At 44.7% G+C, this 26645-nt stretch carries 21 protein-coding genes; 2 read left to right on the forward strand and 19 right to left on the reverse strand.

Translation table 11 applies throughout. The features are described from left to right. Window positions 1–47 precede the first annotated feature (47 nt). Together EXM22_RS07250 and EXM22_RS07255 are read left to right on the forward strand one after the other, a co-directional pair. Complete coding sequence (locus EXM22_RS07250; RefSeq protein ID WP_149485873.1) at window positions 48–938, forward strand: pyridoxamine kinase; 891 nt, start codon at window positions 48–50, stop codon at window positions 936–938. Further along, window positions 935–1846, forward strand: coding sequence for a putative 2-dehydropantoate 2-reductase (locus EXM22_RS07255; RefSeq protein ID WP_149485874.1), 912 nt, complete (start codon window positions 935–937; stop codon window positions 1844–1846). Before EXM22_RS07250 ends, EXM22_RS07255 begins: the two co-directional genes overlap by 4 nt. Before the next feature lie 6 nt (window positions 1847–1852). On the opposite strand, the gene EXM22_RS07260 is transcribed toward EXM22_RS07255, so the two are convergent. The 19 genes from EXM22_RS07260 to EXM22_RS07350 form a co-directional block, all read right to left on the reverse strand. Next, on the reverse strand, window positions 1853–2491 hold the full coding sequence (locus tag EXM22_RS07260; RefSeq protein ID WP_149485875.1) for a cyclic nucleotide-binding domain-containing protein: 639 nt from the start codon (window positions 2489–2491) through the stop codon (window positions 1853–1855). Then, window positions 2488–3537 (reverse strand): 23S rRNA (adenine(2503)-C(2))-methyltransferase RlmN, encoded by a 1050-nt coding sequence (gene rlmN, locus EXM22_RS07265; protein WP_149485876.1) that lies wholly within the window; start codon window positions 3535–3537, stop codon window positions 2488–2490. The genes EXM22_RS07260 and rlmN overlap by 4 nt, the downstream gene beginning before the upstream one ends. 30 nt (window positions 3538–3567) lie before the next feature. Further along, window positions 3568–4950: an asparagine--tRNA ligase gene (gene asnS / locus EXM22_RS07270; RefSeq protein ID WP_149485877.1), complete on the reverse strand. Its 1383-nt coding sequence runs from the start codon at window positions 4948–4950 to the stop codon at window positions 3568–3570. Between the two features lie 143 nt (window positions 4951–5093). Next, window positions 5094–6365 (reverse strand): aspartate--tRNA(Asn) ligase, encoded by a 1272-nt coding sequence (aspS, locus tag EXM22_RS07275; RefSeq protein WP_149485878.1) that lies wholly within the window; start codon window positions 6363–6365, stop codon window positions 5094–5096. Between the two features lie 29 nt (window positions 6366–6394). Further along, window positions 6395–7813, reverse strand: coding sequence for an Asp-tRNA(Asn)/Glu-tRNA(Gln) amidotransferase subunit GatB (gene gatB / locus EXM22_RS07280; RefSeq protein ID WP_149485879.1), 1419 nt, complete (start codon window positions 7811–7813; stop codon window positions 6395–6397). A gap of 3 nt (window positions 7814–7816) precedes the next feature. Next, the gene (gene gatA, locus EXM22_RS07285) at window positions 7817–9205 is read right to left on the reverse strand and encodes an Asp-tRNA(Asn)/Glu-tRNA(Gln) amidotransferase subunit GatA (protein WP_149485880.1); all 1389 of its coding nucleotides are present in this window, start codon (window positions 9203–9205) and stop codon (window positions 7817–7819) included. A gap of 37 nt (window positions 9206–9242) precedes the next feature. Beyond that, the gene (gatC, locus tag EXM22_RS07290; RefSeq protein ID WP_149485881.1) at window positions 9243–9524 is read right to left on the reverse strand and encodes an Asp-tRNA(Asn)/Glu-tRNA(Gln) amidotransferase subunit GatC; all 282 of its coding nucleotides are present in this window, start codon (window positions 9522–9524) and stop codon (window positions 9243–9245) included. A 190-nt stretch (window positions 9525–9714) separates the two neighbouring features. Continuing rightward, window positions 9715–10680 carry a P-loop NTPase gene (locus EXM22_RS07295; RefSeq protein ID WP_149485882.1) on the reverse strand — a complete coding sequence of 322 codons (966 nt, stop codon included), beginning with the start codon at window positions 10678–10680 and terminating at the stop codon, window positions 9715–9717. A 236-nt stretch (window positions 10681–10916) separates the two neighbouring features. After that, the gene (locus tag EXM22_RS07300) at window positions 10917–11171 is read right to left on the reverse strand and encodes a hypothetical protein (protein WP_149485883.1); all 255 of its coding nucleotides are present in this window, start codon (window positions 11169–11171) and stop codon (window positions 10917–10919) included. 164 nt (window positions 11172–11335) lie between these two features. Then, complete coding sequence (locus EXM22_RS07305; protein WP_149485884.1) at window positions 11336–13396, reverse strand: LamG-like jellyroll fold domain-containing protein; 2061 nt, start codon at window positions 13394–13396, stop codon at window positions 11336–11338. 156 nt (window positions 13397–13552) lie between these two features. Beyond that, window positions 13553–14977: a glutamate synthase subunit beta gene (locus EXM22_RS07310; protein ID WP_149485885.1), complete on the reverse strand. Its 1425-nt coding sequence runs from the start codon at window positions 14975–14977 to the stop codon at window positions 13553–13555. Continuing rightward, entirely contained in the window at window positions 14977–19503 is a 4527-nt protein-coding gene (gltB, locus tag EXM22_RS07315) for a glutamate synthase large subunit (RefSeq protein WP_149485886.1), read from the reverse strand. Before gltB ends, EXM22_RS07310 begins: the two co-directional genes overlap by 1 nt. Before the next feature lie 199 nt (window positions 19504–19702). Further along, window positions 19703–20227, reverse strand: a complete 525-nt coding sequence (gene loaP, locus EXM22_RS07320; protein WP_149485887.1) for an antiterminator LoaP — start codon at window positions 20225–20227, stop codon at window positions 19703–19705. Next, on the reverse strand, window positions 20227–21165 hold the full coding sequence (locus EXM22_RS07325; RefSeq protein ID WP_149485888.1) for a DMT family transporter: 939 nt from the start codon (window positions 21163–21165) through the stop codon (window positions 20227–20229). Before EXM22_RS07325 ends, loaP begins: the two co-directional genes overlap by 1 nt. Continuing rightward, window positions 21152–22936 (reverse strand): aminopeptidase P family protein, encoded by a 1785-nt coding sequence (locus EXM22_RS07330; RefSeq protein WP_149485889.1) that lies wholly within the window; start codon window positions 22934–22936, stop codon window positions 21152–21154. Before EXM22_RS07330 ends, EXM22_RS07325 begins: the two co-directional genes overlap by 14 nt. A gap of 210 nt (window positions 22937–23146) precedes the next feature. Beyond that, window positions 23147–24136, reverse strand: a complete 990-nt coding sequence (cmoB, locus tag EXM22_RS07335; protein WP_149485890.1) for a tRNA 5-methoxyuridine(34)/uridine 5-oxyacetic acid(34) synthase CmoB — start codon at window positions 24134–24136, stop codon at window positions 23147–23149. Between the two features lie 2 nt (window positions 24137–24138). Beyond that, window positions 24139–24888 (reverse strand): carboxy-S-adenosyl-L-methionine synthase CmoA, encoded by a 750-nt coding sequence (gene cmoA, locus EXM22_RS07340; RefSeq protein ID WP_168203400.1) that lies wholly within the window; start codon window positions 24886–24888, stop codon window positions 24139–24141. Then, a complete protein-coding gene (locus EXM22_RS07345; protein WP_149485892.1) occupies window positions 24872–25738 on the reverse strand; it encodes a YitT family protein in 867 nt (288 codons plus the stop codon). The genes cmoA and EXM22_RS07345 overlap by 17 nt, the downstream gene beginning before the upstream one ends. Next, window positions 25738–26574 carry a TerB family tellurite resistance protein gene (locus EXM22_RS07350; RefSeq protein ID WP_149485893.1) on the reverse strand — a complete coding sequence of 279 codons (837 nt, stop codon included), beginning with the start codon at window positions 26572–26574 and terminating at the stop codon, window positions 25738–25740. The genes EXM22_RS07345 and EXM22_RS07350 overlap by 1 nt, the downstream gene beginning before the upstream one ends. Window positions 26575–26645: the final 71 nt, after the last annotated feature.

The raw sequence follows: 26645 nt of genomic DNA on the forward strand, positions 1-26645 counted from the left end.
AAAATTGAGATCTTCTCATTACTCCTTCTATCCATTATAATCAGCCCATGAAGAATCCTATTCCCCGTGTTGCAGCTGTGCATGACCTTTCCGGTTATGGACGCTCCTCTCTTACGATTGTACTTCCCATCCTATCCGCCATGGGAATCAACGTTTGTCCACTCCCAACGGCAGTACTGTCTACCCAGACAGATGGTTTCGAAAATTATGTATTTCACGACCTGACAGAAGTGATGGAACAAACTGTAAATCACTGGAAAACGCTGCCTCTTAGTTTTGATTGCATCTATTCGGGATTTCTGGGATCTCCCAGGCAGATCAGTATCCTCGAAGACCTTATTGACCATTTTCAATCAGAGGATCAGTTTATTACCATAGATCCGGTACTGGGGGATGACGGCAGTTTTTATGGTCCCATGGGCATGGAAATGATTGAAGGTATGAAAACACTGGTCCAACGTGCCAAGCTGATAACTCCCAACTACACAGAAGCCTGCTTTCTTCTAGATCGTCCATTTGAACAAGAGCTGACCATGAAAGAGGCTGCAGATCTCTTGCGGGAACTGGCATCCAAGGGGCCGGAAAAAGTTGTCATTACGAGTATTCCTCTGAAAAATAATAAGGGTATCAACACTGTCATGGCCTACGAAAAAGATCTGCACAGGATTTGGAAGGCTGAGACCCTGCATATTCCCGCCTCATACCCTGGAACGGGAGATATCTTCGCCAGTGTGATTACAGGACGTCTCCTTCTGGGAGACAGCCTGCCTTCGGCAATTGACCGGGCTGTCCATTTTGTCAGCCATGCTATCAGAAACACCTTTGGGCATAATACTCCCCAAAGAGAGGGAGTATTGATGGAAAAATCACTCTATCAGCTGATGACTCCCGAAAATATGAGCCTTTGCGAATTAATGGAGATGAATGAATTACTATGACATTTACAGTATTTGGAACCGGTGCAGTAGGCGCCTATTATGGAGGACGATTAGCCGAACATGGCAATACAGTTCACTTTTTAGCCCGTAGCGATTACAAGAGTATCAAAGAAAATGGATTGAAGGTCAGTTCCCCCAGGGGTGATTTTCACCTGAAAGACCCTTTAGTTTTTGAAAGCGCAGACAGAGTACCTCCTTCGGATGTGCTGCTTATATCCCTGAAGACAACAGGTAATAAAGGACTGAAAGAAAAGTTAATGCCCTTGGTTCATGAAAAGACCGCTCTGGTAATCCTCCAGAATGGTTTGGGTATGGAAGACGAGTTTAAAGATTGGTTTCCGAAGAATCCCATACTGGGTGGTATGTGTTTTATCTGCTCCCGCAGGACAAAACCGGGCATCATTGAGCATTTGGATTACGGCCTCATCACCCTGGGTGCTATGGATTCAAAAGACATCCCCCTGCGGAACCAGATTGGAGCCCTCATGGATGAATCAGATATCCCTGTAACTCTTGTTGATGATTTAAACGAAGCCAGATGGCGTAAACTGCTGTGGAATATACCTTACAACGGGCTCAGCGTGGTTCTTAACAGCGATACCAAGACAATCATGGAAGACCAACACTCCCGGAATATCATCCGCTCTCTTATGTTTGAAGTCATCGAAGGCGCCTCAGCCTGCGGATGTTCCATTGAAGAATCGGCTGTAGAAAAAATGCTGGATTTCACAGATAACATGACTCCCTATGAACCCAGTATGAAATTGGATTTTTCATCCAGCCGTCCCATGGAAATAGAGTATATGTATGATCGGCCCCTTCAGGCGGCCTCCGCCAGAGCTTGTACCATGAAGGGAGTTTCGCTTCTAAGAGACCAATTGTATTTCATCCAAAAAAGGATGCATTAAGAGTAGCTACATCCGGGAAAGAAGATTCTGAGCCACGTAAATTTCAGATATTTTCCCGGATGAAGTATTTACTGTAAGCACTTTCCGGGTGATTAGCCGTTTTATTGCCTCCAGAATCACCTGATCGGGATAACCGAGGTTTTGAGAGGCCCATCTCATGAATTCTCTAAGACTGACCTTGTATTCTCCGCTCCCTGTATCTAACTCAGGGTGACCTTTTACATAGACAGCCAGGCCCATAACCACTTGCTTCTCATCATTGGATCCCAACAGATACTCAATTAGCTGGTCTGCTTTTCTCAACCTTGAAGAGAGTGTTTTTATCATCTTCGAAGCAAAATCCGGACTCTTACCCACCATTGTATAGAGGGCTTCTGAATCAAGCATGATCAGCCTTGACTGAACCTTGGCAATAGCTGTAGCCGTACGGGGTTTATTTTCAATAATTGCCATTTCACCGAAAAAGTCACCTTTCTTTAAAACGGTCAGGGTTTTATAAGAATTTTTTCCTGTTTTTTTACGAATTTCTACTTCACCGGACATGATGACATACATGACCCGTCCCGTATCTCCCTCTTTGAAAATTACTGAAAGAGCCGGTATATTCTGCATCATCTTATTAAATGAATTATCTTGAGTACTCACTTTATCTCACTCCCGCCGCCCAGTTGCCCACATGCAGCCATCATTGTTTCGCCCTTGCTCAGTCGGGTACGACAATAATAGCCGGCCTCTTTCAACGAACACCAGACCTTGTTAATCTCTTCATTTGTCGGTGCTTTCCAGGGGCTTCCTTTAACTGGATTAAAAGGAATAAGGTTTATTTTGATATTCATTCCTTCTAAAAAAAGACCTAAAGTCTCCAGTTCAGCCTCCTTATCGCTCACACCAGGTATGATCATATACTCAATATAAAGACCATCCTTTGTTTGGCTGAATGGAGAATCCAGCAACACCGTCCTCAATTCTGCCAGGGGATAGATTTTGGTGATGGGCATAAGAACCTGCCTCGTCTCCTCCCTGGCGCTATGAAGGCTAAGGCTCAAATGAAGAGTATGATAATTCTTTTCCGGATTGGAATGACAAAGGTTCGAAAGCTTTCTGATCCCATCAATATGCCCTGCCGTTGAGATTGAAATCCTTCTTTTGGGAATATTCAGTCCCCGTTCATCTGAAAGAATATCAAGGGTTGTAATCAGATTATCAAAATTGTCAAAGGGTTCCCCCATTCCCATGAACACGACATTTTGCAGATCATCTGACCCCAGAGTATACCGTGCCACAAGCAGCTGTGACACAATCTCTGCAGTCGATAGATTTCTAACAAAGCCCATATGACCTGTAGCACAAAAGACACAGCCATAAGCACATCCTATTTGGGATGAGAGGCAGAGGGTGCTGTATTTCTTCATGGGAATGAGTACGGATTCGCTAAAATGATTCTGCCCCATATCCAGTAGGAATTTGACCGTACCATTCTCCTCGACTGTCTTCGCAAGGAGGGGTAATTCCGTCTTAATGGCTCGGGTAAAAAAGTCCTTGAAAGCGGGTAGGTTTTCAAATTTTTTATCCCTGGAAGAGCCGTGATAGAGCTTCCTGAAAAGAGCGTCTCCATAGGTCTCACTCTTAGCGAAATTATCCCGGACATAGCGTATAAGTTCTGCCCGGTTATAATTTAGCAGTGTCATCATGGGAGGCCTCCTGCTCTATGGTTTAATTCTTTAGAAATCACAGTTCCTAGCAGACCGGGCATAGGGTATTACATCCCGGATATTGGTCATACCTGTCACATATTGAATCAGTCTTTCAAACCCAAGGCCGAATCCGGCATGAGGAACAGAACCGTATTTTCTCAGGTCAAGGTACCACCAGTAATCCTCGGGCTCTAATCCCAGATCTTTGATACGTTGCAGCAGAACATCATACCGATTCTCTCTTTCACTACCGCCGATGATCTCTCCAAGGCGTGGAACAAGCACATCCATGGCTCTTACAGTCTTACCGTCATCATTCATCTTCATATAAAACGCTTTGATATCTTTCGGATAATCCGTAATGATAACCGGACCATGGTACACCTCTTCGGTCAGATATTTTTCATGTTCTGATGCCAGATCGATGCCCCAGCTGACCGGATATTCAAATTTAACCGAAGAAGATTGAAGATCTTCTATGGCCTTGGTGTAACTAATCCTGATAAAACTGGAATTGATAACCTCTTGCAGATCATTTATGATTCCCTTTTGAATAAATTTATTAAAAAATTCCATGTCTTCTTTGCAGTTTTCAAGCACATAATTCAAGACATACTTTAGAAAATCCTCTGCCATATCCATATTACCGTTGATATCACAAAACGACATTTCGGGTTCGATCATCCAGAATTCAGCCAAATGACGGGATGTGTTTGAATTTTCGGCCCGGAAGGTCGGTCCAAAGGTATAGACTCGGCCCAGGGCGGTGGCATAAGTCTCTGCCGAGAGTTGTCCACTCACCGTAAGAGAGGCTTTTTTCCCGAAGAAATCCCTCGAATAATCGATCCCCTCGGAACTGTTAAATGTCTCAAATGGGAGGGTTGTAACCTGAAACATCTCACCGGCGCCTTCCGCATCGCTAGCTGTGATGATGGGTGTATGGACATTGAAAAATTCTTGTTCCTGAAAAAAAGAGTGTACCGCCATGGTCAAGGCATTTCTGATGCGTGCGACAGCACTAAATGTGTTTGTCCTGGTTCTAAGATGCCCTATTTCTCTTAAAAACTCAAAGGAGTGTCTTTTTTTCTGCAAGGGATAATCTGAAGGGCATTCCCCCAGGAGTTCCACAGAGAGAGCCTGTAGCTCCAGAGCCTGCTCTTTCGCGGGAGATTCCACCAGAAGACCGCTGACTGTACAGCTGGCGCCTGTTGTCAAACTATGGAGGACATCCTCTGAAATGACTGACTTATCCGCAATGACCTGAAGATTACTCATACAGGAACCGTCATTTAATGCGATAAAAACCAGGTCCTTGGTATCTCTTTTGGTTCTTACCCATGCCTGGATCGTGATCTTTGAACCAAGGCTCTCTGTTTTTTTCAAAATCTGTTTAATTGTATCTTTTGCCATAATCGGCAGTATAATCTGAGACCTCTATGCTGGCAAGTGATTCCCTCTTTTAATCCATTCGTCCCATGATTGATCTGAAATTTTTAGAACAAAAAAAAGCCCCGTTTCCACAGAGGAACGGGGCAGACTGTTTCATATAAATATCAGGGTCCAGTTCTTTTACGGTCACGGGGAAAGAGGGAGGCTTCTTTCACATTGGTCAAGCCAAGGATTTTCTGGGTCAAACGCTCCAGACCAATGGCAAAACCACCATGGGGAGGACAGCCGTATTTAAAAATGGATATGTAATCGCCCAATTCCTCTTCGGTCATACCGAATTTAGGAAGTGTCTCTTTCATCATCTTGTATTCATTGATTCTTCGCCCGCCGGTCGTAATCTCCAGTCCTCTGAAGATCAAGTCAAAACTCATGGTTTTAAGCCCGTCAGGATAGGTATAAAAGGGTCTTTTTTTCCTGGGGAAAGCATTGATGAAAACCATGGGAATCCCATGTTCCTCCTGGGCCCAGTCACAGATGACCCGTTCGGCTTCGGGATTGATTTCAAAGACCCGCCTTCCCAGCCGTTCGGATACAATCTTCTTAGCCTGATCATGAGGTATTATTGGAATATTTTTGCATTTATCCGGGTCCGGTGTTGTCCCACCCCATGCATCCAGATCTGCCTGATTATTCTCCCGCACCTTGCGGAACAGGTACTCCATCAATTCTGCTTCCAGAGTCATCAAGTCCCGTTCGGTCTCAATGTAACCCATTTCAATATCTAAAGAAACATACTCGTTTATATGGCGTGGAGTATCATGCTTTTCCGCTCTGTAGGCCTGACCAATTTCAAAAACACGTTCCAGACCGCTGGCAACCATGGTCTGTTTGTATTGCTGTGGTGACTGAGCCAGACAAACCTTCGTATCGAAATAGTCAACCTCAAACAGGTTGGATCCACCTTCTGTACCACCGGCAACGAGCTTACTGGTCTTAATTTCAGTAAAATCCCGGGATCTTAGAAAGTCGGCAAAATACCGGATAAGATCTGCCTGAAGACGAAAAATAGAGAGGATCTTCGGATTTCGGAGTGAGATCATCCTATTATCCAGAATAGCCTCAAGGCCTATGTTTTCAGGGTCCTGATTGACAGGAAATGGCAGGTCTGAAGAGGCTTCGGCCAGGATGTCCAATTTTGTGAGTTGCATTTCATAACCACCGGGAGCCTTTTCACTCTCATGAATCATTCCCGTGGCGCTGATAACCGTCTCTACATTGAGGTCTAATTCGTCATTGGTAACAATCTGAGCTAATCCGCTTCTATCCCTGAGAATTATAAAGTTGACACCACCGAGGTCACGGATACGATGAACCCAACCGCTGAGGGTGATTTCCTGACCATTTGAATCTTTTATATCTTTTGCTAATACTCGCATATTTTCCTTTCTCGCTTTTGGGCCCTGGACTAACCCAGAACTTTTTCCTTTAGTACACTCTGTACAACCTGTGGAGCGGCTTTCCCGCCTGATGCCTGCATGACCTGTCCAACAAGAAATCCCATCTGACGGAGATCTCCATCTTTGATAGCCTGAACCACGTCTCCGTTTTTCAACATCACCTCATCAATGATTTTTCCAATAGCACCAGGATCTGAAATCTGGACAAGTCCTTTTTCATCACAGATCTTATCAGGATCTTTATCCTCTTCGAAGATATAATCCAGAACAGTCTTGGCGATCTTACCGCTGATCTGTCCTTCCTCTATGAGAGCAATCAGTTTTGCCAGTCGTTCTGCAGTCAATGGACATTTTTCGAGGGTTAACCCGGTCCTGTTCAACAGTTTTTTAACATCCGAAGACAGCCAGGAATACACCTGGACGGCATCTGCTCCCGCAAAGACACAGTGTTCAAAAAAATCTGCTCTATATTTTTCATCATGAATATACTCAGCCTGATCGGAACTCAAACCATGACCACTCATGAGTCTCTGCTTTCGGGCAAAGGGAAGCTCGCACATGCTGTCATCCACTTCTTTTAAGAATTCAGCCGAAGGCATAAAGGGGGGCAGATCCGGTTCGGGAAAGTAGCGGTAATCATTGGCAGCCTCTTTCCGTCTCATGGGCTCTGACTGGTCTCTATTCTCATTCCAAAGCCGGGTTTCCTGAATGATGACCTTATGAGCATCCATCATTTCGCTTTGACGGCCAATCTCATAGTTCAAAGCTTTACGGACAAAACGGGAAGAGTTCAGGTTTTTAATCTCAACTTTTTCACCCAGTCCAGCCCCTTGAAGGTTGATAGAGACATTGGCATCACAGCGCATGGAACCTTCTTCCATATTTCCATCGCAGACACCCAGATAGCGGACCATGCGGCGGAAACTCTTAAGAAAAGCTTCTGCATCTTCACCTACAACTAAATCCGGTTCGGTTACAACTTCCAGAAGAGGATACCCGGCACGGTTATAATCCAGAAGGGACATATCCCCGGCATGGATCATCTTTCCTGCATCTTCCTCAAAATGAACATCATGGATTCGCACCCTCTTGATGGTGTCTCCAATTTCAATATCGATGTGTCCATCCCGGCCTACCGGATCAGTAAATTGAGAGATCTGATAGTTTTTAGGCATATCCGGGTAAAAATAGTTTTTCCGTTCAAACCTGGTTTTTGGACTTAGCTTACAATTTAAAGCCTTTGCCACCAGATAAGACATCTGGATGGCTTTTTCATTCAAAGTGGGGAGAACACCGGGAAACCCCATGCAGACGGGACAGATGTTGGTATTCTCTTCATCACCATAACGGGCATTACAACCGCAGAAAGCTTTTGTTTCCGCAGTGAGATGTATATGGATTTCCAGACCTATAAATGACTGATACAAAACTTAACTCCAATCTGTAAGATAACCAGGAGCTTCAGGAGCCTGGAATTCCTTCTCCAGGAGGGCAGACACCTGAAACAGGCGGTCTTCCTCAAAAGGAGGAGCCATGAACTGAACACCCACGGGCAATCCATTTTCAAGGGTAGAGGGTACTGATAATGCCGGATGACCTACCAGGTTGGCTGTACATGTATAAAGATCGGCCTGCTTCTGCTGAAAAGGATCCATATCAGTGCTGCCATGACGAAAAGCAGGCGTAGGAAACACGGGCATCATAAGAACATCTGCCTTGGAATACCAGCGTTCTACATCCTGTCGGATGGCTGTTCGAATTTTCTGTGCTCTCACATAGTACTGATCCTGAAATCCGGACCGCAAAACATAGGTTCCTAGAAGGATTCTGAGTTTAACCTCATCTCCAAATCCTTCATGTCTAGATTTCTTCATCAACTCAGTAGGGTTTTCAGCAAACAAGGGAGCATGACCATAGCGGATACCATTATACCGTGCCAGGTTGGCACTGGCTTCGGCTGTGGCAATTGTATAATAAGCCGGTACAACGTAATCAAGCGTTGGAAGATCAATTTCCAAAAGCTTGTATCCGGCTTTTTCAAGCCTTTTTATGGTGGCTTCATAAGAAGCGCTGACTTCAGGACTGAGAGCTCCGTGGGTATTTTTAAGAACCCCTATAGTTTTTACACTCTTCCCGGAAGGATTATGATCCAGAGACGTGTGATCCATCGGATCCTGCCCCTTCATGGATTCAAAAACCTTCTTTGTTATCTCTGTATTCCGGGCCAGGACACCAATAACCTCCAAAGAGGAGGCATAGGCGGTAAGACCATAACGGCTGACAACCCCATAGGTTGGTTTGAGACCATATACACCACAGAAGGAAGCAGGCTGTCGTATCGAGCCACCTGTATCACTCCCCAATGCAAAAGGAACCAGACCCGCGGCAACCGCGGCAGCACTACCACCACTGGACCCTCCGGCTACCCGTTCAAGGTCCCAGGGATTATTAGTCTTACCCAGGGCTGAATTATCTGTGGAAGAACCCATTCCAAACTCATCAAGATTAGTCTTTCCAACAACAACAGCACCTGCTTTCTGCAGATTTTCAACTGCCGTGGCCGTATAGGGAGACACGAGCTGTTCCAGCATTTTCGAACCGCAAGTCAGCTTGAAGTTCTTTACTGCGATATTGTCTTTTACAGCAAAAGGAATCCCCTTGAGAGGCCCTTCTGGCAGTTCTTTGCCCACATTACGATTGGGATCAAATTCAAGAAAACTGCCGATCTTTTTTTCCCAGGTACCGACATAGTTTTTATAAGCTTTCAGTACCGGAGCCTGGGACAGCACAGCGGACCATTTTTTTTCAAAATCAGACATGATTTACCTTTTAGAAATTATCAATTTTTAAACACTATTATAAAACATTGGGAATAAGGATGAACCTGTCTTCCAGATCGGGAGCACATTCGAGGAGTTCATCTGGTGTGGCTTCATTAGGAAGCCTGCGATCTTCTCGCAGGCGGTTCTCCTTTTGAAGCGCATGGGTAGTAGGTTCTAGATCCTTGACATCCACTTCGTTCATCTTTTCAAAATAACTGAGCATCCGGGAGACTTCATCTCCCAGTTTCAACGCCTCTACTTCATCCAGTTCAAGCCTAGCCAGCGTTGCGGTAATGGTTAAATCACTTTTTTTCATGTCTTCATTTATACCTGCATAAATATGTAATGTCAAGAATAGTCAGGTCTTTAGAACTGTCAGTTTATAAATCTTCTATATAATTAATTCCATATCATATATATATTTAAAATCAAATAAAAGCCATACAGTTTACTGTATATTTATTATCGCAATGTTAAATACCAGCAAGGATGGAGTCAGAAAAATATCATATGGCAGAACCTGTCCAACTCAGAGTATCAAGATCTTCATCTCCCTCGTAAAGAGGGATACTTTTTTCAGGTACAATTTTATCAATACGCCTGCAGATCCCTTCCAGAGCCGAAGACAACTGGTCCTTGTGATCAAGACAGTAGGGAGACCGCCTCGTGATAGACCGGGAGACTTCGGGCATCCATTCTAAATACCCAAGGTACTGCAGTGAAATACCAAGATTTTTCCTACTGATAATTCTGAGATTTTTACCTAAATCTCTATCACCAACAGAACGGCCCATATTGATGATGACCCCAGGATAAAATGTTTCGATCATCTTCCGCACGGTTTGTCCATGCTTTACATCAATGGAGCTCAGTTGATCAGCCAGTGAAAAAAGGGAGTTGCCCGACCCTTCTAAACGCTGTTTGAAAAAATTCTGAATCATGTCTCTTTCGGCAGAACGGGGTGGAAAATGTCTGTATATGGAACGGGCCAATGCGGACTTTAGAAATGAATAGGCATTGAGGATCGCTGTTGTTTCGGGAATAGTAACGATAATTCCCTGAGGAAAGGGAATAAAGTAGTCCACAATATTGTGATTTGTTCCCGCTCCCAGGTCCAGTAAAATATAATCTGCCACCAGCTTAGGCAGCTCTTTGATGATTTTCATCTTCTGAAAATAGTGCTGCTGAACCGCAGTTGTATACAAACCATCCCCGGGGAGAAAAAAGAGTCTATCAATGGCTGTAGGAATAATCAGAGATTCCAGATTATCTGCCTGCTTGTTCAGGTAGGAACCGATACCCGGACTATTATTTTTGATTCCTAGAAGTGTATGCAGATTGGAAGCGCCAAGATCCAAATCGACCAGAATGACAGTTTTACCCATACCTGCAAGAGAGACTCCCAGATTAACAGTTATAAATGACTTCCCGACACCGCCTTTTCCGCTAGCTACAGGGATGATTCTATTCATAAGCTGTTTATCGGCTTTTTGGGACAATAACTAAAAACCCTCAATTCCTCATCGGCAGAAAACAGAAGAAAAAACCGAGGAGAACTGCCAAAAGAAAATCCCTTTTAGAATCGACAAAAGGGATTGCCATTTACAAATTCTAAAAAAGGCTGGATTCTTTTTTTAAAAAAAGGCCACTACAGATGTGTGGCCTTTTCTAAGGTTATTCCATAAATATGACTCTGAAAAGTTTTAGTTCAACGGAGAAATCTTTGCTTCCAACGTTTAGTGGAACAGTCTCCCTGATGCATTTTGAAGTCCTTCTCCATGACTGATAGGGGTGGTGATTTTCTTTTTAATGTAATCCCACAGGATGGACAGCCCGCCTGATTTTCATGACAACGTGTACATACATAGTAGTATTTATCGCAATGTGTACAATAGTGTTTTTTGCTGATGCTTCTATAAACAGTTCCACAGCAGTCACAGGTAGCTTCATTCAGGGTAAACATAATAGTCCTCCATATTTTTTATAGGACCATTATAAAATCAGTAAAATATGAATGAAATAGGCCTTTTGGTATGTTTCCCTGCCCCATCAAATCAAAAACCTAAAAAACCTGTCAGAGACAACAGGAATGAGGTCACTGACAGGTTAAAAATTGTTCCGGTAATTTTACCAAGTTTGAGTCTTATCCTTCATATAATCATAAAAATCTATCAACTCTGCATCCGATTTTAAATAATCTGAAATAAAGATTCCGTTGATTTTGCCATCAAAACCATAGTAGCCAGCTCTCCCATAGCCTTCCAGATACTGGGAGCCGATGATGAGCGGACCCGATTGCGGATACGGTTTTTTGCTGCTGAGGCTATTTGTGGATGAATAGCTTCTTTTTTGAGTAAGCCCCGAAGCATTGTCATAGAACAGATCAAGATACACCTTTGTATTATCCCAGCGGCCGACAACATAATACCACTTCTCTGTATTGAGGCTGACCGAAGAGGTCTGCAGGGAGTATTTGTACCGGGGACTCTGTTCCACAATTCCGAATGTGACTTTTCCACCAGTCCAGAATTGCATGGTATACCCCTCATCGGTGAAGTCATGATTTATACCCTTATGAACAATTCCAGCAAAATCGCCATGACTGTCCACATAGACCCATGCTTCTATGGTCCCCGCATCAACAGGGTTCAAAGCTAGATCTCCCGTAGAGCCGCTGTTATCAGATTCCGCAATCAGAGTTCCGTGGGCACCATCATATAGAGCAACGCCTACATCATCCATGATGGAAGTTCTAGTGCCATCAACATCCGGGAAATATTGATCATAAAAATAGTCTACTGTGATCTGATTAATATCATCACCATTGATGATGGCCTCAGAGGCTTCTCCAGACTGTATACTCTGATAGAGATCCTTAAAATCACTGTCGGTGCCGCTATATTCGGCTTCAGAGAGGATTAGAGGCAATGCGTCACCGTCCGGATTTTCCAGATATTGATTGATTACAACATCCGATTGCGGAATGGTAAACTCAATTTCATCTGCCGTTGTTCCCGAAGGAATATGATAGGGGGCAGAATCCCAGTCATGAAAGACCGTAGCATCGTCATTGAGCTGTTGCATTAAAAAATCCCGCCCGCTACTGCCGGAGGTATCCACAACATGGGTTCGCATCACCGTGTTACCGTCTACCGCTCCGCTTTGAACCACATCAGCAATCACTTCATAAACAACTTCTTTCCGCATCACTGATTCGGCTAAGGTAGTATGCTCTGAACCTACGAAAACTCCGTCTAACTGCCCGGCAAAAGAGCCGCCTAGAGTGGTATATGTCTCAATAGCCCTTTCATAGGCAACCATGGTTCCCGTATAGCTGGAACCGCCATCGGTAAAATGCTCGGTATAATACCTGACACCCAAGAGAGCTCCTGTTACACTTCCATCCCAGAACCAGTAGTCATGGGCATTTGCAATGTCCTGGCTATAGATAACAACCGAGGAGAACTGTGCGCTTGAATCACTCTCGGGATAGGAAAAATCGGGATAAGAGAGGCTTCCCAGCAGGTCCAAGGGGGCAAAACCATCCTCAAAATCGGTAGCAGCGATGATTTTTACAATCTGTTCATACCGGATGGTCCCGTCATCAAAGGTAATTTCCATTTTAACTCGGTAAAGGGAATCTTCATTTCCATCGGCGTCCACAATGATATCTTCTGAGTTCCAGGTATCAGTAACACCGGCGTCGGCCACAAAATACTCTTCTACATAACTCTCTAATAGAGTGTTGGAGACTGGATAAGTCGTCGTAGACACGATCCTGTAAACTGTATCACCACCTATAGAAGTGAAACCTGCAGGCTCTGCTGTCCATGAGGTGGTCAAACCAGCTTCCGGGTAATCCGAAAGTGAACCGCTCGAAAAACTAGTAGGGTTTGACCAGACAGGTACGGTGGCACGTCCCGATGTAAATTCTGCCTTATCAAAGAGAAGGACCGGTCGAACACCCCGCTCTTCCAGACCTGTAATTTTTTCAATTTCAAAGGTTTGAAGGAAGTTAGATTCCAAATCACTAATATCGCCTCCCGTAGGAGCTATGATTGTCCAATCACTTGGATTATTTATTTTTTCTGTACTGACAGTGTCCACAGAAAGACTTCCAGTGTCTCTACAGGCAGCCAGAGAAACGATCATGATCATAAAAAGGGTCATTTCAATTATTTTTTTCAATTATGACCTCCTGACTAAGAATATATAGCTTTAATGCTATATTTACCATTTTTTTTGGTATAATCCCTAGTAAATCGATTCTAAACATCTAAAAATAATCAAAAAGAGGCCCCACGAAGGGGCCTCTGAACAAATTTCTAGTTTTTTTGTGGACTATTACTTTAAGTATTCATCCACGGCCTCTGCAGCTTTTCTACCATGTGCAATGGCCCGGACGACCAGTGAAGCACCGGTCTCGGCATCACCGGAAGCAAAAACTCCGTCTATGGATGTGCCATATTTCCCATCTGTTTTGATATTTCCTCGACCATCTAATTCCAGATTTAAATCTGTTATGATCCTGTTATGTTCCACATGAACAAAACCCATAGCAAGAAAAACGAGGTCAATCTTAAGATCAAATTCACTGCCCTCAACCGGAACCATCTGAGGACGTCCACCAGCTGGATCAGATTTCCATTCAACACGGGCAAAACTCCCTTTGTTGACAGAACCGTTCTTTCCCTCAAATTTTATGGTTGTAATATTCCAGTCTCTTTCACACCCCTCCTTATGGGAAGAGGATGTTCTTAATATGGAAGGCCAATCCGGCCAATTTGGGTTATGGGCTTTATTCCATTCCAGAGGCTTGGGCATAATCTCAAACTGATAGACTTTTTTTGCTCCCTGCCTGTTCGCCGTTCCAACACAGTCGGATCCTGTATCCCCACCACCAATGACAAGGACTGTTTTTCCTTTAGCATTGATAACATCTTCATCATAAAATTCACCAGAGACATTCTTATTGGACTGCCCAAGGTATTCCATGGCAAAATGCACACCCTTCAGCTCTCGTCCTGGTACGGGCAGATTTCGCGGAGCTCCAGCTCCCATGGTGATCAGAACAGCATCAAATTTATTCTGAAGATAGCGGATGGAAAGATCTTCTCCAATGGCCACCCCTGTTTCAAAATTGACTCCTTCCGCCGTCATCTGTTCAATTCTCCGGTCCAGAACACCCTTATCCAGCTTAAAATCGGGAATACCATAGCGGAGAAGGCCACCGATTTTTTCATTCTTTTCAAAGAGTGTGACCTGGTGTCCCATGCGCCGCAACTGCTGACTGGCTGCTAAGCCCGAAGGACCGCTTCCGACAACTGCAATGCTCTTTCCTGTTTCGACCTTGGGAGGTCGGGGGATGACCCATCCTGCAGAAAAGGCCTTCTCGATGATTCCCAGTTCCATCTGTTTGATGGTCACAGGCGCATCATTAATGCTCAGCGTACAGGCTGTTTCACATGGTGCGGGGCATACACGGCCCGTGACTTCAGGAAAATTATTAGTGATTTCAAGGCGTTCAAAAGCCTCTTTCCACTGCCCTCTGTAAACGGCGTCATTCCATTCGGGAATGAGGTTGATCACAGGGCATCCAATATTATGGCAGAAGGGAGTTCCACAATCCATGCAGCGGGCACCCTGATCACTCAGGCTTTCCACGGGTGTGGGAATCATCACTTCCTTATAGTCTTTTAATCGTTCTTCCACAGGACGGTAGTTAAAATCCGTTCTGTCGTGCTCTATAAATCCAAGAACCTTACCCATTAGACGTATACCTCCTCGGTAATCGCTGTTTCATCAGTTTCTTTCGTTTCCTGTTCCTTGATCCTCAACAATGCCATTCTATAATCCAGGGGCATGACTTTCACAAAGTTAGGCAGTGATTCTTCCCAGGATTCCATAAGCAGTTTTCCCTGTTTGCTGTCTGTATATTCGATGTGCCTTTGGATCATACTTTTCAGGAAATCAATGTCTTCAGCGGCAACCACTGGTTCGATGTCAACCATCTCGAGGTTACACCGTGTATCAAACAACTGATTTTCATCGTACACATAGGCCACTCCACCGGACATTCCAGCCGCAAAGTTCACCCCGGTTTTTCCAAGGATGATGACACGGCCTCCTGTCATGTACTCACATCCATGATCCCCGACGCCTTCGACCACGGCAATGGCCCCGGAGTTTCTCACAGCAAAACGCTCACCAGCCCGACCATTGATGAAGGCCTCTCCGCCTGTGGCTCCAAAGAGGTTCACATTACCGGTAATGATGTTTCTATAGCCTGAAAAAGTAGACCCACTGTGTGGATATAGAATGATTCTACCGCCGGAAAGACCTTTTCCCAGGTAGTCATTACTCTCCCCTTCCAGTTCAAAAGTGATTCCCTTAGTCAAAAAAGCACCAAAACTCTGTCCGGCAGACCCTTTGAAGTTCACATGAATGGAATCGTCTTTAAGACCGGCGGCTCCATGGCGGGTTGTGACTTCGTAGCTGAGAGTAGCACCGACGGTACGGTTACAATTTTTAATGGGCTGGTCTATCACAACCGCTTTCTTATTTTCAAGAGCATCCTTTGCTTTTTCAATCAGTCCCTGATCAAGGGATAGAGAAAAATCATGATCTTGCTTTGAGGTGCAATACAAGGATTCTCCCCCTGAAATATCGGGAACCATAAGGATTTTTGAAAAATCAAGGCCCTTGTTTTTGTAATGATTCAGGGCATCATTCACCTCGAGGCGTTCTACCCTTCCAATCATCTCATTAAAGGTTCTGAAACCCAGTTCCGCCATGTATTCACGCACTTCCTGAGCGATAAAAGTCATAAAATTTCTGAGATGCTCAGGCTTTCCAGCGAATCGTTTTCTCAATTCTTCATTCTGTGTTGCGATACCGACGGGGCAGGCATTGGTATGACATTTCCTCATCATAACGCAGCCCAGTGAGACCAGTGAGGCCGATCCAAATCCAAACTCTTCGGCTCCGAGTAGGGCAGCAATGACGACATCCCGCCCGGTTTTCATCTGTCCGTCGCATTGGATTCTAATTCTGGAACGCAACTTATTCATGACCAGGACCTGTTGAGTTTCGGCCAACCCGATCTCCCAGGCACTTCCGGCATGCTTCAATGATGACAGGGGTGAGGCTCCGGTTCCACCGTCTCCACCGGAAATAAGGACCATATCCGCCTTACCCTTGGCAACACCGGCGGCTACTGTTCCGACTCCGACCTCACTTACCAGCTTGACCGAAACTCTCGCCGTAGGATTGGCATTTTTAAGGTCAAAAATTAGCTGGGACAGATCTTCTATGGAATAGATATCATGATGAGGTGGAGGAGAAATAAGCATGACCCCCGGTGTGGAATGGCGAACCTTGGCAACAGCCTCATTGACCTTATGCCCAGGCAGCTGTCCGCCTTCTCCCGGTTTGGCTCCCTGTGCCATCTTGATCTGCAATTCGTTACAGTTCGCCAGATAGGGACTATCCACACCAAACCGTCCTGAGGCAATCTGCTTGATATTACTCCTTGGATTATCTCCATTATCCCTGATGTTGTAGCGTGCCATGTCTTCACCACCCTCTCCGGAGTTGCTGTTGGCGCCTAAACCGTTCATGGCGATAGCCATGGTTTCATGGACTTCCTTACTCATGGACCCGAAGGACATGGCGGAAGAAACAAATCTTTTCACAATCTCGCTGACGGGTTCTACTTCTTCAATAGGAACCGGATTCCCGGGTTTGAATTTGAACAGACCACGGAGGGTGTTCAGATTCTTGCTGATATCATTCACACCGCTGGTATACTGCTTAAAAATAGAATAGTCATTTTGACGGACAGCCTTCTGCATGTTCACTACGGCTTCTGCCGAAAACAGGTGTCTGTCGGCATTTTTACGGCTGGAAAATTCACCACCGGATGCCAAACGATTGCTATATACATCATTTTCTGTCCATGCTTTCCTGTGTCGGGACAGAACATCATGTTCTACCATGGCTGAATCGATCCCGCCCACGCGGGAAGCAGTTCCTGAAAAATATTTCTCAACAAAGTCTTCGGAGAGTCCTATGGCTTCATAGATCTGAGATCCTCTGTAACTTCTGATCGTCGAAACACCCATCTTGGACATGACCTTGAGGAGTCCTTTTTTAACAGCCGTAACATAGTGTTCGATGGCTTGTGGAAGGGTGAGATCTACCGGAAGATACCCTCGTTCCTTCAGGTCTGAGAGGGCCTCAAAAACCAGATAGGGATTCACACCGCTAGCCCCGTAACCGATGAGAGTGGCAAAATGATGCACAGAGCGCACCTCACCAGATTCAATGATCAAACCTGCAAGATGCCTTTTCCCCTGACGAACAAGAAAATGATGTACCGCCGAAATGGCAAGGAGTGCCGGGATGGCCGCATGGTGCTTATCAACCCCTCTGTCAGAGAGAATGATAAGAGAGTTACCATTATCGATCTGGGCCTCTACAGAGACACACAGAAGATCCAATGCACTTTCCAACTGCCCATCCTCTTCGGTTACTTCGAACAGCAGAGGCACGGTACAAACCTTGAAATCATCTAAGTCAACAGATTTAAGACTCTTAATATCGTCGTTGGTAAGCACCGGATGGGTCAGTTTCAGCTGACGGCAATGTTCGGGTGTTTCATCGAGAAGGTTTCGCTCACGACCGACAAAACTCATGAGAGACATGACCAGATGCTCTCTGTAGGGGTCAATAGGAGGATTAGTAACCTGAGCAAAGAGCTGTTTAAAATAGTCATATATCAACTGCGGCCGTTCGGAGAGAACCGCCAGAGGGCTATCGTTCCCCATGGAACCGATGGGTTCCTGACTGTTGCTAGCCATGGGAGTAATGACATTCTGGACATCTTCAAAGGTGTAGCCAAAGGACTTCATTCTCTCTAAAAGAGTGTCTGAATCATGTCTGATTTTACGGGGTGCTCCGTTTAGTCCCTTCAGTTCTATCTTCTGTTCACTGAGCCAGCGGCGGTATGGTTTTTGCCTCGATATGATGCTCTTGATTTCATTGTCCCTGATGATCCTGTGCTGATTCAGATCAACAAGGAACATCTTACCCGGTTCAAGCCGGCCGTTTTCCAGGATATCTTCGGCTTCAATATCGATAACACCCGTTTCTGACGCAAGAACAACTTTCCCGCTCTTTGTGATTGTATATCGTCCTGGTCTAAGGCCGTTTCTATCCAAAGTGGCACCGATCTTATATCCATCGGTAAAAACCAGAGCCGCCGGTCCATCCCAGGGCTCCATGATCGCCGCATGATATTCAAAGAAGGCTCTCTTATCCTCAGAGATATGATATTTTGTTCCAAAAGCCTCTGGAACCATCATCATCATGGAGTGCTCCATAGATCGTCCGCCTCTGGAAATCAGTTCAAAAACATTATCAAAAGCCGCAGAGTCGGAACCGTTGGGCTGAACAATGGGAAACATCTTTTTAAGATCAGATCCATATTCATCGGCAGCCAGAGAGGTTTCACGGGCTTTCATATTATTCTTATTTCTACGGAGTGTATTGATTTCCCCATTGTGCGCTATATAGCGGAATGGCTGTGCCAGTGGCCAGGAAGGAAAGGTATTAGTACTGTACCTCTGATGTACCAGAGCCATAGCAGAAATAAAATCGGCATCACCAAGATCAGGATAAAACGTGACAAACTGTGGTGCCACAAACATTCCCTTATATACAATGGTCTTCGATGACAGGGAAGGTAGATAGTATTCATCAAGATCCCAGCCGATGGCAGAAGCCTTATTCTCAAGACATTTTCTCAGTGTATAGAGTTTTGTCTCTAACTCTTCACCAGACAGACCTTCAAAGGATACGAAGATCTGTTTAAAAGAAGGCATAACCCGCCGGGCCATATCACCCAGACAATCGGGATTGACCGGGACCTCTCTCCAACCCAGGAAGGTTCCGCCTTCGGTGGCTATGACGCGTTCAGTCATAGAACAGGCCACAGCGGCCTGCTTGGGGTTGGCAGGAAGAAAAATCATACCAGCGCCGTAATGTCCTTCTTCTGGTAAGGAAAAAGGCAGAACACGGGAAAAAAACTTATGAGGCATCTGCAGGAGCATCCCGGCCCCATCACCCGTTTTCATATCTCCACCGACAGCTCCCCGATGCTCCAGGTTACAAAGGATCTGAACACCCTCTTCTATAATCTGATGCGACCGTTCTCCATCTATTTGGGCTACAAAACCGACACCGCAGGCATCGTGTTCATATGCGGGATCATAAAGTCCCCTCTTTTCTAACATAGACATACTCCTTCAGAGCCTCAGAGTCAGTTAGACTTTTACGGCAATGTATTGCCATAAAAATTATACAAATTGGTAGAGATTGTCAAGATACTCAAATGCAAGGATGAACAATCTGAATCATGAGTTTTTCAAAAATAGAGTGTATGAACCTTAGTATGGTATGGAATTCCCTTATAAAGGGGTATGAAGGATCAAATTATTCCGATTTTTCGGTATTTTCTACGGCATCAAAACCGAAATCGATGAGAAATGCTTCTTTGTAGAGTGAAAGACTAACCTTGATCCGGCTTTTCCTCCTGTCTACCTTAACAATTTGGCCTTCTAGGCCCTTGAGGGGACCTTTTAATATTCTAATAGAGTGATCTTCCTCAAAGACGACTTTGGAAAAACCGGCAATTTCTCCAGATTTAAGAAATCGGCTCATCTGCCGTTCTTCATCCTCAGAAAGGGGTATGGGACGGCCATCCATCTTTAAAAAAGAAAAGATGCCCGGAGTCTGTCTAACAGCTAAAAGTTGGTCAGGAGTGATTTCATCAGCTATAAAGAAGAGATACCCCGGAAATAGGGGTTCATTCTTTTCAAACCATTTTCCCTGCTTACGGAGCCGCAACTTTCGACGGGGGTATAGGAGCGATTTATCTTCAAACTGAGCGGTTTTCATGAGCCAGGTTCTGCATTCCAGTTCCCGGCCAGTCGTGACCTGAATCACATAGCAGGACATCAGCGATCTCCTTTATCCCGTTTTTTATGGATCAAAAACGAATTGGACATCCTGTAAAATAAAAATATAGACAAAGCTGTCAGAATCATTCCCCCAAAGGAGAGGAGATCTGGATTGTCATTTTTCATGAAGATCCAGCTCAACACCGCACCACCCAAGGGGATGAGGAATCGCCAGACAGCCATTTCTGAGAGAGCCTCTTTTCTGATCTTCAGCAGATAATACCAGATGGAAAATCCCCCTCCGGTGACGGTCATCAACCAGACCAGGGAGACCCAGAAGCCAAGGGTAGGAATGCCGTAAAAATGGTCTCCCTTTATAAAGGCTGCTCCCAGGAGGCCCAGACTACCGATGATGAGTTGTCCTGCGTTGAGTATGAACGGATCAAGAGTATCCGCACTTTTGCTGACAACCACACTGGCCACCGCTCCGGCAATCAATCCCCCCAACATAAGAATAATGCCTTTCACTTCAGAAGGTTCGACATTCTGGACAGCATTTTCCACTCCTGAATTTCCATTTAAGGCGACAAGAATGACACCTGCCACCCCCATAAAGAGACAGAAGAACTGTTTCTTATTCAATTTATTACCAGCTAAAACAAAATGAGCCGTCACAGCCACGACGAGAGGCCCCAGGCCGTTGACAATGGCCCCGGTAGAGGCCCTCATGGCTGTCAATGAATAGAAGAAAAAGCTGTAAAGGAGAAAGGTCTGCAAGAAGCCGGTTAAGAGAACAATACGCCAATGGGAAAGGATCTGTCTCCAGACTGCTTTTTTCCGATTAAAAAAGAGAACGGCTAATCCTGCTCCCATGAAGCGGATTCCTGCAAATAAAAATGGAGGAGCCGTTTCCAGCCCAACCTTCACACCGAGAAAAGCCGTAGCCCACAATAGGCTTGCAAATATGGCAAGGAGACGGGAATCAATTGATTTCAAGAGTTACTTTCCTCAACCAGTCTTTTTCAGACGCATTCAAATAGGGTGATAGACGATTGTACACTTCTTCCTGATAAGCATTGACCCAGTTCTTTTCTTCATTGTTCAAAAGAGATGTATCAATCAGTTCCCTCTCATAAGGACAGAGGGTGAGTGTTTCAAACTTATAAAACGGATCGTTCTCCGGACACTGATCCCAGGGCTGGACAACAAGCAAGTTTTCAATCCGGATTCCATGCTGATCTTCCCTGTATATACCAGGTTCATTGGAACATACCATTCCAATCTTGAGGGCTTCATCTATTGGATGAGGGCTGATTTTTTGAGGTCCCTCGTGGACATTGAGAATATATCCCACTCCATGTCCTGTTCCATGACCATAATTCAACCCGGAATTCCACAGAGCCGTACGAGCTAATGTATCCAGCTGGTATCCTCTGGTCCCCTCGGGAAATAAGGCCCTTGAGAGGGCAATGTGTCCTTTCAAAACAAGGGTATAATCGATGATTTCTCTTTCTACAGGAGTTCCTAAAGCCAGAGTTCTTGTGACATCCGTCGTGCCTTCCCTATACTGCCCGCCTGAATCAATTAGAAAAAGGCTACCCTTCTCTAATTGATACTGGCTCTGTTCATTAGCCTCATAATGGCAAATAGCCCCATGGCCTTTGTAAGCAGGTATAGGACTAAAACTCTCACCAAGGAACCCATCCTGTTCCGACCTGAATCCCCTAAGGGCATTGGCAGCCTGAAGCTCCGTAAGGGTTCCCTGTTGAAGCTCCTTCTTCAGCCATATGATGAATTTGACCAAGGCAACACCGTCTTTTTCCATGACGCTTCGGATACGACTCAGTTCAACCGGGTTTTTACAAGCCTTAAGCCGTGTGGAGAAATCAACTCCCTTCACCAGTTTGATCCCCTCGGGCAGGGCCGAGATAAGGGTTGAGTTGCTTCTTTCGGGACTGACAAACAGTGTCATCCTAGAATCCAGAGCAGAGAGACTTTGCAGAATATGAGCATAGGGAAAAACTTGAACCCCTATGGACTTTAAGAGTGACCTGATATTATCATCCAGCTTTCTTTCGTCAACATACCACTTCACATCTTCCATGGAGAGATACATATAGCTTTGAACCACCGGATTATAGGGAACATCCCCTCCCCTTATATTCAGAATCCAGGCAATATCATCTAGAGATGAAATCAAAGTAGCATCCACAGCTGACTGATGCATCATCCGGCGGATCTGCTTTACCTTCTCAAGACTTGTCTGGCCGGATTCTTCATCTCCAAGAGCCCAAACAGGCTCAAGGGATTCTGCAGGCCTGTCGCCCCAAAGCTCATCAATAAGATCATCCTGCCCGTCGATGCGGATCTGTTTAGACCCAAAAGGAGCTGCCATGGCTTCCCACTCCCTCAGAGTCAGAGTCCTGCCATCCATTCCTACAACGGACCCGGCCTCCAAATGCTCGGTCAGCCAGTCAATATAGGAGGGAACACCCGGTTCTCCCATCTTAAAAAGTTTTATATCCGAACCGGAGAGTTCTCCCGCAGCCTGAATGAAGTACCTGAAATCTGTCCAGAGACCAGCTTCTTCCAGGGTGACTATGACGGTTCCCGCACTTCCAGAAAAACCACTGAACCAGCTTCTACAACGCCAATGACCAGAAACATATTCGCTACCATGAGGATCAGAGCTAAAGATAACATAAGCCTGCAATCCCCTCTCTTTCATTTTTTGTCTTAAAGCAGCTAACTTGTTATTTGTTGTCATTGTCGTTTCCTTATTCTCTTATTTATTTTACTCAACATCAATGAATTTCTGCCGAAGATTATAAGGGTGACGGCATGGGATCATATTCCCCTCCCAATGAATACCCTGTGTTGTCCATTTAGTCGGTTTGCCCCGCTTCGGCGGGGCAGTTTTTTTATAATAAGATCTGAATCATAGGAATCTCATCCGGACCCTGATTTTTAAACATTCCTATCTCTTTTCTGCTCTGATATAGATTCTAACTGGGGCTGGATATCCCTCAACAGTCTTTCCTGGGTCATCTGCATCCAAAAAATGTTCCAGAGATTCATAGATAGCCCAGTCAGTCTGACGCTGCTCATTCACATCAAGTTTAAAATTTTCAAACATTTCAATCTTATGAAATCCTGTGCGAGAAAGCATATTTTTTAGAGCAGATGCTGTTGGTAAAAACCAGTACCCCGGAGCCTTCATGTATCTGCCGTCTGGAAAAAGACAATAGGGATCATCTCCGGGTATTCCACTGGATTCCAGTATCAGGGTTCCTCCGGATCTCATTGAAGCATTTATGAGATTCAGAGTTTGTACTGGATTTCGCCGGTGGTAAATGATCCCCATGAGAAATACGACATCAAAAAATCCGGGGAAAAGGTTCATATCATCTACACCCAGTAGGTCAAAATGCAATTTTGGATCCCTATAAAACTTGCGATTTAAAAGGTGATGAAAATAATATCTGACCATTGGATCGATTCCCAGAACAAACCAAGGCTCCTGAGACAGCATCCTGTACATATAATACTCATTATTGCATCCAATATCACATATTTTCTTATTCTTTAAATCAGGAAGCCAGGGGAGAACACGATTCCATTTGAGATGGCTTTGCCATTCGGAGTCAATATCGACACCATAATAACTAAACGGCCCTTTTCTCCAGGGAATCAGTGATTTTAATGCCGTTAATAGCTGTTCAGACTGGAATGAATCCAGTAAGCCTTCCTCACCGAAACGAACCGTATCTCCATCGAAATCCATTGGGTCATCCTGTCGATCCTGAATGAGTTCAATTGGATTCTGGTAGACCCTGGTAGAGGATTTATCCAACAACAAGGCCTGTTCTTTTCTTCTAAGTTTCAACCCTTCTCGATTGATTTCTCCAGGATAGGGCTCTGAATAATCTTCTGCTAGATAAGAGGAAGCCATGGAAGGAGTCTGCATGATTATTGTCCTTTTTTGAGGCAGATAAATGAAGAAAAATTATACCAGGAATAAAATAGATCGACCGCTTCAAAACCGCAGATTCTAAAGAGCTCCTCTTCCTCCCTGATAGGATAAGGAATGAGAACATTTTCCAGGGCCTCTCTCTTCCTTGATATTTCGAGTTCACTATAACCGTTTTTTCTTTTAAGGTTGTAATAATTATCCACAAAGATACGGCTGATATCGGTATGAGACTGAAGCGTTTTATCACTGACGAGAAGAATACCGTTATGGTTCAAACCCCTATAAATCTTTTTAATAAGATTCTCACGCTTCAAAGGATCAATAAACTGCAGGGTATAATTCATGATGACAACCGAAGCATTCTCGATGGGTTCTTCGAGGATATCCCCTTCTTCTATAAGAATGCGATCCTTCTCATAGTCTATGGAAGAGATCTTTTCAATGGCTTCCCGGCACATGGGAGCAGAGGAATCGATTCCTTTGATATAATAATTACTCAGATTGTGGTCTTTTAAACCATTCAAGAGTAAGGCTATCGTTGTTCCGGTAGAACAGCCTAAATCATAAATGCGACTGCCTTCCTGATAGAACGTCAGGGCCAGAGTTGCTGCCATGGACTGGACATCACGGTAATGGGGGATACTCCGCTGGGCCATATCATCAAAAACATGGGCCACATTTTCATTAAATTCAAAAGCCCGGACAATCGGATTTGTATCTTCAAAGACCTTATCTTTTCTGCTCAAAACTAAAACCTTCTCCAAAAACTTCTCTAACATCAGATATAAATATAAAAGCTTGTGGATCTTCATCCTGCACAATTTTTTTCATAAGAGGAATATCACGGCTCCTGAGAACACACATGAGCACAGGCCTGTCCATACCAGTAAACATTCCACGGCCTTTGAGCTCCGTGACACCCCGGTTCAATTCTTCTAAAATACGAGAACTGATCCTTCCGGATTGCAAAGAAATAATATAGGCAGCTTTGCTGTAGTTGATTCCAACGACAACGACATCAATGATCCTGGCTGTTATAAAAATAGAAACAGAAGCATAAAGAGCCAGTTCATACTGACCGAAAACTGTAGCTGCCAATACGACGACCAAAGCATCAGTAATCAATAAAATTTGCCCGATAGACATGAAAGGAATGAGCTTATGGAAGATTTTGGCTGCCAGATCCGTCCCACCGGTTGTTGCATCATTTCTGAATATAATTCCCAATCCCAACCCGACGAGAACTCCTCCGAAGATAACAGAGAGAATCAGATCATCTGTCATAGGACGAAGAAAAGAGGTTCCATCGACAAGCAGTGAAAACAGAATCGTGGAAAAAAGTGTTTTAACACCAAAGGATGTACCAAGCAACTTCCAGGAAATGAGGAAGAGTGGAATATTCAGGATAAGCACAGAGACACCCACTGGAAAATTAAAAAGATGATATATCACAATGCCGATACCAGACAAACCACCAGCCGCAATTTTGTTGGGAATAAGAAAGAGATTCATTCCAAGAGCCATAATGAGGCAGCCTGTAGAAATCTTTAAAAACGAAGGGATTTCGCCTACGATCGATTTAATTCTACTGGACATTAAAGATTTCGTTCTTTACGGATGCTATCCCAGGCTTGCTGTATTTCACTGAAACGTTCATTGGCAAACTTGGTAAATTCTTCGGGCAATCCTTTTGCAGAGATTTTGTCGGGATGAAACTCAGAAACTTTTTTTCTATAGGCTTTTCTGATGACATCATCTCCATCAGAAGGAGAACAGCCTAGAATCCCATAGGCACCACTGACGCCGCTCCCAGTACTGGCAGAACTGCTACCGCCGAAGCCATAGCGGCTTTTTAAGCGGTCATAAGAGGTCTGGCTATATCCGAAGATACCGACAGCCTCCTGTATCAATCTCTCTTCTTCCCTATGTATTTTTCCATCTGCAGCGGCAACTCTGAGGAGTATGTCCAAAACGAGCTCGGTGAACTGGGCATTGCCTGCAAAACTTTGATAGAACTTCCGGGCATAAGATTCAAAGCTGTCACCGGATCGAATTGCCGCATTGAAGATTTCCATAGCCGATTGCTGACTGATAGGGTCGAGCCTCAGGTCAGTTCTCATAAAATTATAAATCGTTTGTTTCTCACTCTCTGAAATTGAACCGTCTGCAATAGACAGCTTACCAAGCATAGAGAAGACGGAAGAAAAAAAGACCTGACCGGAATTCAATGATCCACCATAGGACTGCTGTCCCTGACTTCCAGGTCTACCCTGAAAAAAGTTGTATTGCCTTGAGGCACCGGCCTGAAATGATAAGCTTCTACCGATGGAACTGCCGATAACAGCCCCAATGATTCCCATAAAAGGAAGGCCTGACATTATGCCCAGAATAAATCCTATGATACCGCCGATGAATCCTCTACTACCGCTCAATTCAAACTCCTTGACAATTCCCAATGGTAGGAATTCCTCAATATCTCTATAAATTAACAATATCAGGTCCA

Source organism: Oceanispirochaeta crateris (assembly GCF_008329965.1).
GTDB classification, from domain to species: Bacteria; Spirochaetota; Spirochaetia; order DSM-2461; family DSM-2461; genus Oceanispirochaeta; species Oceanispirochaeta crateris.